The organism is Salinicola halophyticus, assembly GCF_003206695.1.
In the GTDB taxonomy this organism is placed as follows: domain Bacteria; phylum Pseudomonadota; class Gammaproteobacteria; order Pseudomonadales; family Halomonadaceae; genus Salinicola; species Salinicola halophyticus.
In genome coordinates this window covers 12413-26732 of the sequence record NZ_PZJN01000014.1, presented here as the reverse complement: position 1 = coordinate 26732, position 14320 = coordinate 12413, and the positions used below count along the sequence as shown (strand labels likewise).

The following is a 14320-nucleotide window of genomic DNA, read 5'->3' as shown; positions in this document are numbered from 1 at the left end:
TGAGGGGATGTTGATCAGAATGTTCGAGTGGGAGAGAGCGGTGAGGAGAACAGAAAAATGAGCGCTCGCGCGGTCTGGAAAGGTGTCATCGGTTTTGGCGAAGAGCGAGTGCCGGTCAAGCTCTACACGGCGGTCAGCGACCGCAACGTCCATTTTCGCCTGCTCGACCGGCGCCGGCAGCGCCCCGTGCATCAGGCGATGATCGAGCCCCAGAGCGGTAAGACCGTATCGCTCGACGACCGGCACAAGGCCGTCATCGACAAGCAGGATCGCATCCTGTTCGACACCGAGGAGCTCGACGAACTGGCGCCGGCCCCCTCGCGGGATATCGAGGTGATGCACTTTCTACCGGCAGGCGCGATCGATAACCAGTGGTATCAGCGCCCCTACTTTCTCGGGCCGGATGGCGACGACGACACGTTCGACGCTTTCGCCGCCGCGCTCGCCAGCAGCGGGCGGGAAGGCCTGGTCCACTGGGTGATGCGCCACAAGGCCTATGTCGGTGCGCTACGTGACTACGACGGCCATCCGGTGCTGATCACCTTGCGCCATCTCGACGAGGTCGTCGATGCCGATGCCCTCGACCCGCCCGGCGGTGACAAGCTGAACGCCGGCGAAGTGAAGATGGCGACCGATCTGGTCGAGATGTACGCCGCCGAATTCGAGCCGGAAACCTATCAGGACGAATATCGTCAGCGGCTGGAAGCGCTGGTGGAGGCCAAACGCAACGGCAAGCGAGTCAAGGTCAAGCGTCGCCGTCGGCAGGAGCCGTCCGACGATATCGCCTCGTCGCTCAAGGCCAGCCTGGCCCAGGAGCGCAAACGTGCCTAAGTCGAAGACGACAAAGTCGAAAACATCGAAGCCGGAAACCTCGGCGCCGGACAAGCAGCACCATCACGACAGCGGCTTCCGCGGGCCGCGCCCATTCTGGTCCGGCACCATCGCCTTCGGGCTGGTCAGTCTCCCGGTGGGGCTTTACCCCGCCCAACACGCGCGAGACATCACGCTGAAAGAGGTCGACGACCAGGGCAGGCCGCTGTCCCGACGCTTCTTCAGCGAGACCGGGCGCAAGCCGCTCAAGTCGAGCGAGCTGGCACGGGGCATCGAGGTCGAAGAGGACCGCTACGTGGTCGTCGAGGACCAGGAGATCGAGGACGCCACGCTCGAACATCGGCGCGAGATCGAGCTGAGCCGGTTCGTCGCGCTGGACGAGCTCGACCCGCTCTATTTTCGACGCGCCTACTTTCTGGTGCCGGATTCCCGTTCGAATCGCGGCAGCGGCGCACTCAAGCCTTATCGGCTGCTGGCGGCGGCGATGGAAAATGCCGGGCGGGCGGGTATCGCCACGCTGGTGATGCGCGGGCGCGAGGTGCTGGTGGCGATCATCGCCGAAAACGGCATCCTGCGTGCCGAGGCGCTGCGCTTCCACGACGAGCTGCGCACGCCGCAGAGCATCGGACTGAAAGCGCCGGGTGAACCGGATGCCAAACGTGAGCGGCAGATTCATCAGGCGATGGACAAGCTCAACGCCAAGCATTTCGACCCCGACGAGTTGATCGACCCGCACATCGAAGCGCTCAAGAAACGCGTACGCCAGAAGCGTCGGCGTCGTCAGGACATCGCGCCGATCGAATCGACTCGCGCCCAGGCAGGGAACGAGGGCGACGAAAACGAAGAGGGCGCCGAAGTCATCGATCTGATGCAGGTGCTCAAGCGCAGCCTCAAGCGGGGTCGGATCGAACCGGCGGGGAAGAAAACCGACGAGGGAAAAGGCGGTAAAGCCGCTGCCAAGTCCGCCGGATCTAAAACGTCTGACAAGTCCGGGACGACTGCCAAATCCGTCAAGGCGACGAAGTCAGCCAAGGCCCGCAAATCCGATCTTTCCCGGCTTTCCCGTGAGGCGCTCTACGAGCTGGCGCAGCAGCGCAAGATTGAAGGGCGCAGCGGCATGAACAAGAGGCAGCTGATCGAGGCGTTAGGCCACCGCAGCTGAAACTCGGAGCACAGTGGCCTCATCCGGCGCTTGGGGCTCTTTACGGCAGCCCCGCAACTGCCTCTACGGCTTTGCCGAGAGCATTCGGGGCTGTCGAAATCTTGTACGTCATGGTTTTTTTGTAGGATAAAAGTACGAGTAAATTCATACCGTCCTCGATTTGAAAACCGCAGTTCTGTAGAGATTTTTCCTGACGGAACGGGAGGCGAGTTATTTGGTAACCATCTGATATATAATATTTTTAATAACGAATTTCTAGTGGGGGATATGAGGAGTTACTGTACCCATAGGAAAAGTTTTACGCCAAGATAGCTAAATAAAATTAAGCTTTGTTGTACGCCTGCCGATAGAGCGTCTCGCGGCATGAAGTGAATTTCCCCCCGGAGAACTTCCGGCCTGCCGAGACCAGTTCCATTCGCCTGAGGCTTGAGCCAAGGGCACCTATCGGGGCTTTGCCATGCTGTTACTGAATCGAAGCGTGAAACTCCGCCTGGCCGCGAGCCTGGGCGCCTGTATTGTCATGCTGTTCCTTGTCGGAGTCGTCGGGCTGTATTGCCTAAGCGACACCAAAACCGCCCTTGAAAGAACCTATGAAGGGAACGTGCTGACCCTGGAGGATCTCAGCCACATCGATCGCGCTCTGCTCAGCAACCGGGTCAAGATCACCGCGGAGCAGCGGGATCGCAATCCCGAGTCCGCACGGACGACGCAGCAGGAGATCGCGGAGAACGACGCCATCATCGATGCGGCCTGGAGCGACTATTACCCGCAACGCATCGGCGGCCCCCAGGAGCGCCAGATGGCGGACGCCTTCATCACGGCGCTGGCCGACTTGCGAGTGACCATCGCCGAGCTTAACGCGGCGATGATCGGCAATGACTTCGACCGAGCCCGAGTCATCGCGACGACCACGCTGCGCGCGCAATATCCCGAGACGCTCGGCGCCATTCAAACCCTGATCGAACGCAACGGTGCCCAGGCTGGCGAGGCGTTCGCGGGCGCTGTCAGCGAATACGAATGGAGTCGCAATGCCATTGTCGGGATCATGCTCGTATCGCTGGTCATAGGAACGTTGATAGCGCTATGGCTGATCCGCGGCATCATGACGCCGCTGGGGAAAGCCCAGGCGTTCGCCAACGCCATGGCCGCCGGGAAGCTCAACACTCCGATCAATATCACCTGTAAGGATGAGTTCGGTGCGATGCTGCGCTCGCTTCAGGCCATGGAAGTCCAGGTTTCCCGCGTCGTCATGAGCGTGCGTGACAATGCCGAATCGGTCAGCATCGCCGCGGACGAAATTGCCCAGGGCACCGACGATCTCAGTCGTCGAACCCAGGAGCAGGCCGCCAGCCTCGAACAGACGGCGGCCTCGATGGACGAAATCACCTCGACCGTGCGCCAGAACGCGGAAAACGCCGCCGAAGCCGATAAGCTCGTCCACGATGTCAGCCAACGGGCCAGCGCCGGAGGCGAAGTGGCGGGGCAGGCGGTCAAGGCGATGGAAGGCATCAACACGTCGAGTCGCAAGATCGCCGGCATCGTCGGATTGATCGACCAGATCGCCTTCCAGACCAACCTGCTGGCGCTGAACGCCTCGGTGGAAGCGGCCCGCGCCGGTGAGCAGGGTCGCGGGTTTGCCGTGGTGGCCAACGAAGTACGCAATCTCGCCGGACGCAGCGCCGATGCCGCCAAGGAGATCAAACACCTGGTGGAGGAGAGTATCGGTCAGGTGGGTTCCGGCACCGAACTGGTCAACCGAGCGGGTCAAGCGCTGGAAGAGATCGTCGACGGTGTCGAGCGGGTGACGATTCTGGTGGGCGAAATCGCGGTCGCCAGCCGCGAGCAGTCTCAGGGTATCGATCAGGTCAACACTGCGGTATCCCAGATGGATGGCGTGACCCAGCAGAACGCCAGCCTGGTGGAAGAATCCAGCGCCGCCGGCCGGTCACTGCAAGGCCAGGCCGCCAGCCTGCTGAAAGAGGTCTCGTTCTTCAAAGGCGCCGCCTCTGGTGCCGACGCCGCCCGGCCCGCTCCGGCTGCAGCCACGCCAACGGCGGCCAGTCGAGACACGCCCCGGCCAACATCGCTGAAACGGCCTGCCCTCAAGTCGCCGGCCCGTGAGGAAGCGGCGGAGGAGTGGAGTTCGTTCTGATGGCTCGGGGTATCGGCCAGCAAGCCGGGGTCGAATACCGCTAGCCTCACGCCTTTGAGGTTCGACACGCGCCCGCTACAGGGCGCGTTTTGTCAGGTCGATTCCCGTTGGGCGAGATGGATGACCAGCACGTGCGGCTGGCCGTCCAGCGTCAGCCGCGCCTCGGTGGCGCTGTCCTCCAGCGGTTCGTCATCGAGCGTCGCCCCGGCCGGTTGCCCCTCCAAGACGCGTTCGACCCGGATCAGGCAGGTGCTGCCCTCGAGATTGACGGTGGCCGAGAAGCCCGGCCAGGTATCGGGAATGCAGGGTGCGACGATCAGTTGAAGCCCTTCGCGACGAATCCCCAGGATGCCGCCCACCCCGGCCTGATACATCCAGCCGGCAGAGCCGGTGTACCAGGTCCAGCCGCCGCGTCCGACGTGAGGCGCCTCGGAGTAGACATCCGCGGCGATCACGTAAGGCTCGACGCGGTAGCGCTCGACGGCTTCCGGCGTCAGGGCGTGGTTGATCGGATTGAGCAGCGAGAACAGCGCGTAGGCTTTGTCCGCTTGCCCCAGCTTGGCGAAGGCGAGGATCGACCACATCGCGGCGTGGGTATACTGCCCGCCGTTCTCGCGCAGCCCCGGCGGATACCCCTTGATGTAACCGGGCTCCAGCGCGGTCTTGTCGAACGCCGGGGTGAACAATAGCGCCAGCCGTTTCTCGGGCAGGATCAGATGGCGTTCCACCGACGCCATGGCCTGCGCGGCGCGGTTGGGATCGGCACCTTCCGAGAGCACGGCCCAGGACTGGGCGATGGCATCGATGCGGCAGGCGTCGTTGTCGTGGGTGCCCAGCCACTGGCCATCGTCGAAGGTGGCGCGACGATACCACTCGCCGTCCCAGGCCTCGTTTTCCAGCGCCAGCCGTAGCGTTTCGGCGCGTTCCCGCCAGCGTGCGGCGCGGGCCCGGTCTTCCGGGGCAACGCGAGCCTCGGCCAGCGGCGCGAACAGCGCAAGCGTACGTAGCAACAGCCAGCCCAGCCACACGCTCTCGCCGCGACCCGCCTCGCCGACGCGATTGAAGCCGTCGTTCCAGTCGCCGGTGCCGATCAGTGGCAGGCCATGCTCGCCGAACTGTTCGAGGGCCTGATCCAGGGCGCGGGCGCAGTGCTCGAATAGCGACGCCGCCTCGTCGGCCACCAGCGGCTGGGCGAAATCGTCGTGCGCCTCGGGGGCGAGCGGGGCACCCTCCAGAAAGCCGACGCTTTCGTCGAGAACGGCTGAGTCGTTTGTCGACTGAAGGTAAGTCGCGGCAGCGAACGCGAGCCACACCCGATCGTCGGAAATGTGGGTGCGAACGCCCTGACCGGAATGCGGTAGCCACCAGTGCTGCACGTCGCCCTCGACGAACTGGCGCCCGGCGGCGCGCAGCAGGTGGTGGCGAGCCAGCCCCGGCATGGCGAAGGTGAGCGCCATGCCATCCTGCAACTGATCGCGAAAACCGTAGGCGCCGCTGGCCTGGTAGAACGCTGAGCGTGCCACGACTCGGCAGGCCAGCGTCTGATACAGCAGCCAGCCGTTGAGCATCAGATCCATGGCCGGGTCCGGCGTGCTGACCTGGAGCGTGCCATGCAGGGCCTGCCAGTAGGCTTCGACCTCGTCCAGCTTGGCGTCGAGATCGCTGTGCCGATAGCGTTCGATCAGCTCGCGTGCCGCTTCGTCACTGTCGGCCTGGCCCATGAACGCCACGACTTCGACCGACTCGCCGGGGGCGAGGGTCAGCGTGCACTGCTGTACCGTGCACGGGTCGTATCCGGCACCGACGCTGGCCGCCAGCGGTCGCTGCTCGGTCAGCGCTTCGGGGTCGGCCAGCGAACCCTCACCCAGGAATTCGCGACGATCGGCGGTCCAACCGCTCTGGTGCCCGTCCAGGTCGACGAATCCGACACGTCCGGGGAAGGCCTGGTTCCAGGGGTTGCGCATCAACAGTGCCCCAGTGGCGGTATCGTGTTCCGACACCAGGAAGGGCGCGGTCCGGGCCCGCGACGTGCCCATCACCCAGGCGGTGTAGGCGGTCACGATCAGTCGGCGTGACCTGCCGGTGCGGTTTTCCAGTGTCAGCCGCGAGATCTTGATCGGATCGTTCAGCGGGACATACTGCAACAGCGCCATCGAGAGCTCGACGGTGTCGTGCTCGAAGCGGGTATAGCCGAAACCGTGGCGCGCGACGTGACGGACCGGATGCCCGGCCTCGCGCCGATGGGAACCGTTGGAGTCAAAGTCGGAGTCGGAACCGGAGCTAGAGCCGGGGTTGGCGGTGACGGTGGTGAGCTCGCCGCTGTCGGCGTCCTGCACGTAGATCACTTCGCCGGGTAGATCGCTGACCGGATCGTTGGACCACGGGGTCAACTGGTTCTCGCGGCTGTTGTCGGCCCAGGTGTAGCCGCCGCCTTCCGCCGAGACCTGGAACCCGAATCCGGCATTGGCGATCACGTTGATCCACGGCTGCGGCGTGGTCGCGCCGTCGTCCAGCACGCAGACATATTCGCGGCCGTCATGGTCGAAGCCGCCGGAGCCATTGAAGAACGTCAGATCTCCCAGCGGTGGGCGCGAAGAGGGGGCCACTGCCGGGCGTTGATAAGTCGCCTGCGCCTCGCTCTTGCCCTGTTGGCTGGCGCGATCATGTTCGGTGGTGCCCGATCGAGCCCGGGGGCCGACACTGGCGTCGTGCCGAATGGTCGGCGCCGCCAGCAGCGCATCGAGCTGGGCGGGAAGCGCACCCTTGCGGGCCGTCAGCACGACCCGGGCCACGGCCAGCAGCAGTTCGTGGCTGGCCAGACTCAACTGGTTGGCGCGCAAGGTATAGACCGAGCCCAGCGCCAGATCGCCCTCGATATGCGTGGGCGGACGGTTGGAGCGAACGGCCGTTTCGATCGCATCCTGCAGCTCCTGCAGATAGGAGTGGGCGCGATCGTTGATGATCACCAGATCGACGCCCAGGCCTTTGGCACGCCAGTACTCGTGAGCGCGCAGCAGCCGCTTGAGCCAGGCGATATCCTCGAGGTCGCCGAGGCGCAGCAGCACGATCGGCAGGTCGCCGGAGATGCCCATCGGCCACAGGTTGGACTGTATCGACAGGCCACGCTTCAGCGTCTGGGACGGCGGGCGGAAGCGGGCATCGCTGTACAGGATCGGCGCCGCCAGACGCTGGAAATCCGCGGCTTCTTCCAGGTCGATGTCGAGATGGCGCAACTGCACCTGGGCCTGGGTCCAGGCCAGGGTCCGAGCGCGCTCGAAGGCGCTGATGTCGTGATGCTTGTCGATCAGGGCCAGCAGCGTGTCGCGACTCTCGGCGACCACCGTCCAGAAATCGATGTGGCCGGCGTGACCCGGGGCGATCTTCAGGGTGTAACGCAGCGAGAACACCGGATCCAGTACCACGCCGGTGGTATTCGACAGCGGCTGGTGACCGAGCGCTCTGGCATTGCCGAGTTGACGCCCCCGGCCCAGAAAGCGGGCCCGGTCCGTCTCGTACTGCGGCTCACCCACGCAGTCACCCTTGATCACCGCGAAATGGGCCGCCCAGATTGGCGCTTCCTGGGCCGCGCGCCGACGCCGTGTCGCGGTCAATGCGGTGTACTCGGGGATGAAATCCGTCTCGACGAACAGTTTGGCGAACGCCGGGTGGGCATCGTCGGTGGGCGGCTGGGTGAGCACGACCTCGGCGTAGGACATCACGTCGATCGCGATGGCATGGCGGCCGCCGTTGGTCACCGAGACGCGACGCACTTCGCCATCGTCCTCGCCGGAGACCAGCACCTCGAGCACGGTGGTGAGATCACCGTCGCGGCGAGTAAAGCGCGCATGATCCTCGGCGAATACTACCTCCCGGTAATCGGCCGGGCCCTTGATCGGATGCGCGCCGGCGGACCAGCAGGCGTCGCTATCGTGCTCGCGGAGCAGGATGAAGCTCCCCCATTCATCGCAGGTGGCGTCTTCACGCCAGCGCGTTATCGCCTGCTGCTGCCAGCGGCTGTAACCGGCGCCGGCAGCGGTCAGCATCACGCTGTAGCGGCCGTTGGACAACAGGTGCGTGACCGGCTGCGAGGTCGGCTCTCCTTCGAGTCGACGTACGGCCGCCGCCGGTGCGACGGTGCTCGAGGGCGCGGCATGATCGGCGTCGTTGGGCGAGGGCAGCGTTGCCACTTCCCGCGGCAGGCGCTCCTGCAGCAGGAGCTCGCTGGCCTGAATCATCGGTTCGCTGTGGAAGTGGCTGCGCAGCCGTCCTTCCAGCAGGGCATTGGCGATGGCCGCGATCGTCATCCCCTGATGGTGAGCCATGACGTTGCGGACGATGACGAAGCTCTTGTCGACGGGCAGGCGCGTGAGGGTGAAGTCGATCGCTTCGAAGAACCCGAAGTGGCTTTCGGCTTCCATCGCCCTGAGCCGAGCGAAGTTATCCAGCGCGGCCTGGGGCGCGACCATGGTGGCCAGCGCCGTGGCGTAGGGTGCGATGACGAGGTTGTCGCCCAGGCCACGCTTGAGCCCGAGTTCCGGCACGCCGAAGTTGGAATACTGATAGGTGAAGTCGATATCCCGCGCGTTGTAGGCGGATTCCGAGACGCCCCAGGGAATATCGTGGGGCTTGGCGTACTGGCGCTGGCTGGCCACGACCAGGCGGTTGGTCTGCTCGAGCAGACTGCCCAGTGGCGCACGCATCACCAGCGATGGCATCAGATATTCGAACATCGATCCCGACCACGAGATCAGCGCGACGCCTTCCTTCAACGGCGTCACCGCGCGGCCCAGGCGGAACCAGTGGCGGGTGGGCAGGTCGCCTTTGGCAATCGCCACCAGACTCGCCAGACGTGCCTCGGAGGCGAGCAGGTCGTAGCAGCCGTCGTCCAGCCGATCCTCTCGCGGCGCGTAGCCGATCGACATCAGCTTGCGTTCGGTCACCAGCAGAAAGCGAAAATCCATCGCCAGGGCCAGTTGGCGCGACTGGTCGGCCAGCGCGCGAAGCCGTTGGCGCAGGCTCCCGGGAGGCGCCGAGCCGCCTGACGTCGGATGATCGCCGGTTTCCAGCGGCGTGCGAGACAGCGCCGCTTCAAAAGGCGCCGTTCGAGAAACCGGCTCGGTATCCTCGGCGTCGCGGCGGTGCTCGTCGAGACACTGCTGCAGAATCAGCAGCCAGCGCTGCGGCGACACTTCTCCGGTCGCCGCATCGACGGCCGCTGGATCGACGTCAAAGGTGGCGGGTGTCTGGGCAGCGAGCAGACCCTGGCAGGTGTCGATCGACTGACGCAGCAAGTCGCAGTACTCGATACCGTAGGCGGTCGCTTCGAGACGGGTCGCGAGCGTTTCCAGCTCGTTCAGCAGCGCCGTTCGTGTCTCCTCGTCCAGCCGTTGGGTGGCGGCGATATCCTCGCGGCACAGCAGCAGGGTGTCGCTCAGCCCCTCGCGGGGATCGACGACATGGGGATGCGCGATCCACGCTTCACAGGCGCTGGCCAGGGTGATCAGGTGGCCTGCCAGATTGCCGCTGTCCACCGTGGAGACGTAGAGCGGCTCGAGCGGCTCGAGAGACCGGGTGTCGTACCAGTTGTAGAAATGGCCCTTGCAGCGCTCCATCGCGTGGAGCGTTGCCAGAGTCTCTTCCAGGCGTTCGACCGCGCGATGGGTGCCGATCCAGGCGAAATCCCGCGCCGCGATGCACGCCAGTAAATAGAGCCCGATATTGGTCGGCGAGGTACGCTCGGCGATGACCGGCTTGGGATCCAGTTGGAAGTTGTCCGGCGGCAGCGCGTGAGAGGCGGGCGTCACGAACGTATCGAAGAACTGCCAGGTACGCCGGGCGATGCGGCGTAGTGCCTGAGCCTGGGGCGGTGCCAGGCTTAGATTGTCGGTGGTATCGGTTGGGGCCCGGCTGGTCCACAGCGCGATCAGCGGTGCCACCAGCCACAGCACCAGCAGGGGCAGGACAAGGGCCCACGCCGGTGGCTCGATGACCGCCAGGATCAGCGCCAGGGCCAGGGCCAGCAGGGTGCCGCCGGCCATCTCGCGACCGAAACCGGCAACCCCCAGACGTTCGCCTCCGGCCAGCTGGGAGGCCGTGGTCCACTCCAGCAGATGGCGGTGGGAAACGTAGACGCGATACAAGGTGCGGACGATGGCATCGCTCATCTGCCAGGCTTGATCCGCCAGCAGGGTCAGGCTCAGCAGGCAGCGGCCCATCTCGGTACGCAGATCCCGGCCCAGCGTTCGCCAGTGGTGGCGCCAGTTGCCGTCGCGGCGATGGGGTTTGAGTGCAAATACGATCGGGATCAGCGCCGGAATGATCAGGCACGCCAGAGTCAGACCCATGGCGGTAAGCGCGGCGGTCAGCGGGAGCCAGGCGCAGATCATGAGCGCCCCGAACAGGCTCGGTGCCAGCAGCGAGCGGCGCAGGTTATCGGCGATCTTCCAGCAGCCCACCGCGGTCAGTGCCTGTCGGTCGGCGCGCCGCCCCCAGAACCAGGGCAGCAGCTGCCAGTCGCCACGCGTCCAGCGATGCTGGCGTCTGGCCGCCACATCGTAACGTTCGGGGTACGCTTCGACGACCTCGACGTCGGAAGCCAGCCCGGCGCGCGCGAAGATGCCCTCCAGCAGGTCGTGGCTGAGCAGACTGTTCTCTGGGATACGACCGCAGAGCGCTCGCTCGTAGGCATCCACGGCGTAGATGCCTTTACCCGCGAACGAACCCTCGCCGAATAGATCCTGGTAGAGATCCGATACCGCGGCGGTGTAGACATCCATGCCGCCCGGTGCCGAAAACAGACGCTGATAGCGCGAGCCTTGGCGGCCGATGGGCAATGAGGGCGTCACCCGAGGCTGGAGAATGGCATGGCCACGAACGACCCTGTCGCTGTTACCGAACACCGGCTGGTTGAGCGGATGCGCCATCTTGCCGACCAGCCGGGCGATCGTGTCTCGTGGCAGCTGTGTATCGCTGTCCAGCGTGACCACGTAGCGCACCTCGGAGGGCACCCAGGGCGCGTAACCATCCACGGACACATAGGAGGTGTCGTCGGCACCGCGCAGCAGACGGTTGAGCTCGGTCAGCTTGCCGCGCTTGCGCTCCCAGCCCATCCAGCAGCCTTCGCTGGCATTGTAGAGTCTGCGTCGATAGAGCAGCAGAAATCGTGGGCCGGTAGGGGCGGGGCCGTGGCGCTGATTGAGCTGCGCCATGGCTTCGACGGCGATACTCAGCAAGGTATCGTCACCTGGCAGTTCGGCGGTGTCGGCGTCGCGACCGTCCAGCAGCAGGGCAAAAGTCAGATCGCCCCCGTTACCGGAGAGGTAGTGCACCTCCAGGCGCTCGACCAGCTCGCGCAGGGCAACCGCCTCGGTCAGCATGGCGGGTATCGCGACCAACGTTCTCAGCGTGGGCGGAACGCCTTCCTCGAGCGCCAGCCCGGGTAGCGCCTCGCCGCCGACACCTTCGCCCAACGCGCGATTGGCCAGCGCCGTTGCCACTTCGTAGGCGGGCAGGAAGATCAGCAGTAACCAGGGCAGTTGCCAGACGAACGGCAGGTCGACCACATTCAAGGTCCAGACTGCCAACCCCATCAACAGCACCGTGATCAGCCCGGTGGCGCAGGCATAACCGGCCAGACCCAGTTTCAGCACGCCACGACGAACCTGCAGCGCCAGGGGCGGGCGGAAGCCGAGCGATCGTTCCAGTTCGCGGCGGCCATCGGCAATCAGGTAATAGCCTGGATCGGCGAGCCGCTCTGCTTCGGCCGGCTGGCAGCCCGCGGGCGGGGCAGCTCGTGCCGCGGAAAGTGCCTGTTCGGTCACGTAAAGCTCGTCCCGGTGCGAGCCCCGCGCCAGCTGTTCGATGGCGTTGCGGTAGCGGTCCCGGGTGGCGAAATCCATCTCCGCGAAGCGACTGTTCGCGCGTAGCTGCTGGTCGACCAGGCTGACCTGTTCGACCTGGGTCGCCCAGTCGAAATCGGCGATATGCCGCAGACTGGTGATGACGTTGCGCACGCTGACGTTGGAGGCGCCCTGGCGTTGATGGGCGTTTTGCACCACCGCAGCGATCGATACCTCCTGGCGGCTGAATTGCTGCTCCAGCCACGCCAGCGCCGGCGTCTTGCCGGGGTCCTGATCGCGGAGGCGCTTGGCCATCTGGGCGTAGAAATGGGCGGCAAAGGGATCGTCGATGTCCAGATCGGCGTAGGCCCGCAGCGGTTCGCTGCCGGCGCCAGGGAGCAGCAGGCGTTCGCACAGAACATCGGCCTCGGCACGAGCATCCCGAGCATGCATGATCTGGTCGGAGAGCCGGCGCAGGTTTTCCACCAGCACCAGCCGCAGACTGATCGCGATCGCCCACAGCTCGCCAATGGTCAACGGTTCGACGCGCTGGTAGGCGGTGATGAATCGGGTCAACGTGATCGGGTCGAAGTGGCTGTCGGTATGCGCGACGTAGGCCCAGGTCAGCCCGAAGACGCGGGGGTAACCGGCAAAAGGGCCATCGGCGAGTTTCGGCAGCTGACGGTAATATCCGGGCGGTAGATCTTCGACGATGTCGCTGACATGTTTTTCGACATGATGATAGTGATCGAGCAACCACTCCGCGGCGGGCACGATGCTGTGGCGATTGGCGACTTCGTCGACGATGCTGCGATAAGCGATCCGCAGCGCCACCGTGTTCTCCTGCAGGCGCTGATTCAGCGGTTTGACTCTGGGGGGATGCAGCGTGATGGGCTGCGCCAGAGCCAGGCTCTGGGCGTGCTGCTCGAGCCGTTCGGGGCCGAACAGCTCTTCGCGCACGGGCGCTCGAGTGTTCCACGGCGGCGTGACTTCTTCGTGGCCGCTGCGCCACCGCCACCGGGCGTTCACTTGACACCCCCAGAGGAGCAGCGATATCGGATGATCGGTGACCTGACGCGTCGATGCATTGGTAATCTCCAGCCGCCGGGCGAGTAAAATCACTGCTCGCGCCGAAGCGTTGAACTCCATGCCATGGTCGAAAACGAAACACGCCCGCTGGCGATAGGCGGTGCCACTCGAAAATTCGTCGAGTGTCGAGGTGGTAAGCGCCATGAACGTCCGTCACGGCGTGCTACGAAATGGGGGGCGTCGCGGGATGTGTTGACCGGATCATGATGACCGGTGCGCGTCTGGCGAGGTCCGTGCGAATCGTCGATCGGGTTGCTGACCTGATTCGTCAACCTGCTTCGTTAATCTGGTTCGACAAACTGATTCGACCACCTGGTCAGACAGCCATGATCGTCAACTCGATAGTTAACCCGAGTATGAGCGCAGGCCGGCAAATTAGCGAATGCTCGACGATACCGGAATCGGGTCGGAGACAGGGCTGGGAATCGGGTGAGGGACAGGGCTGGGAGTCGGGACGGGGATCGATCCGGGAATCGAGTAGGCGATCGCGCTGGGCGACGTCTTCAGGCCTGGCGGCGAAGCGAGGGGAAAGGCGACGACCGCGGCAAGAATTGCAGGCGAAAAACATCCCTTGTCAAGGCATTGCCGCCCGCCGTTCCCGATAGACTGCCCGCAGTTTCGTTTCCTGCGGAACGCACTTGGCCCCGACACTGTCGGGGCCTTTTTTTGGGAAGCTGGAAATTGAAGCGGAGAATCCAAAGCCGGGAGGCGCCAGTCGGAAGTCGAAGCGCGGGAGACTCTCGCCATGCCGGGCCGAGATCCGCTCAGGAGCGGAGCCACGCGTAGAGCAATTTGTAGAAAGTGGTCTCGTCGAGCTCGGTGTATTTCGACAGGTCGCGTTTCTGCCCGAACTGCAGGTCGGTGAAGTAGTACTTGTTCTCGGACTCGATGATCTCCTTGATGTCATCTTCGTCCGAGGAGGCGTACAACAGGATCCGATTGCCATGGAGGTACTGCTCCTCCGGCTCGACGTGCAGCTTGCAGCTACCGAACGTGATCGTCAGTACCTGAAGCGTGATCTCGAACGTCTCGTCATACTTCTCGAGCGAATGATGGGCTTCGCCACGATGGATCTCGATGTCGTCGAGATCGAGATCCTCGACCCACGCTTCCACGCGGCTCTGCAATTCGCGCAGGTTGGCCTCGCTCGCGTGCAGGGCCTTTTTGAAGTCGGCCAGACGCTCCTGACACGCGTGGGCTTCGTCCCTGATGTACTCTTTCAACTGCGCGATCTCAACCATATAGCTC

5 protein-coding genes are annotated in these 14320 nt (G+C 64.5%); 3 read left to right on the top strand and 2 right to left on the bottom strand.

All coding sequences use genetic code 11. The annotated features are described in order from the left end of the window. Positions 1 to 57 precede the first annotated feature (57 nt). The 3 genes from ku (DOM58_RS16885) (at position 58) to DOM58_RS16875 (ending at position 4145) form a co-directional block, all read left to right on the top strand. On the top strand, positions 58 to 831 hold the full coding sequence (ku, locus tag DOM58_RS16885) for a non-homologous end joining protein Ku (protein ID WP_110693845.1): 774 nt from the start codon (positions 58 to 60) through the stop codon (positions 829 to 831). After that, entirely contained in the window at positions 824 to 1993 is a 1170-nt protein-coding gene (gene ku / locus DOM58_RS16880; protein ID WP_110693844.1) for a non-homologous end joining protein Ku, read from the top strand. The genes ku (DOM58_RS16885) and ku (DOM58_RS16880) overlap by 8 nt, the downstream gene beginning before the upstream one ends. Positions 1994 to 2450: 457 nt before the next feature. Beyond that, a complete protein-coding gene (locus tag DOM58_RS16875) occupies positions 2451 to 4145 on the top strand; it encodes a methyl-accepting chemotaxis protein (protein WP_110693843.1) in 1695 nt (564 codons plus the stop codon). Positions 4146 to 4237: 92 nt separating this feature from the next. Here DOM58_RS16875 and DOM58_RS16870 read toward each other — a convergent pair whose 3' ends face one another. Next, the gene (locus DOM58_RS16870) at positions 4238 to 13216 is read right to left on the bottom strand and encodes a GH36-type glycosyl hydrolase domain-containing protein (RefSeq protein WP_245392318.1); all 8979 of its coding nucleotides are present in this window, start codon (positions 13214 to 13216) and stop codon (positions 4238 to 4240) included. Between the two features lie 620 nt (positions 13217 to 13836). After that, positions 13837 to 14313, bottom strand: a complete 477-nt coding sequence (locus tag DOM58_RS16860) for a hypothetical protein (protein WP_110693841.1) — start codon at positions 14311 to 14313, stop codon at positions 13837 to 13839. Positions 14314 to 14320 lie beyond the last annotated feature (7 nt).

What these genes read in the sequence shown, in the direction of transcription:
- DOM58_RS16870 (WP_245392318.1), bottom strand. Translation starts at nt 13,216, where the DNA reads ATGGCGCTTACCACCTCGACACTCGACGAATTTTCGAGTGGCACCGCC.
- DOM58_RS16860 (WP_110693841.1), bottom strand. Translation starts at nt 14,313, where the DNA reads ATGGTTGAGATCGCGCAGTTGAAAGAGTACATCAGGGACGAAGCCCAC.
- DOM58_RS16875 (WP_110693843.1), top strand. Translation starts at nt 2,451, where the DNA reads ATGCTGTTACTGAATCGAAGCGTGAAACTCCGCCTGGCCGCGAGCCTG.
- ku (WP_110693845.1), top strand. Translation starts at nt 58, where the DNA reads ATGAGCGCTCGCGCGGTCTGGAAAGGTGTCATCGGTTTTGGCGAAGAG.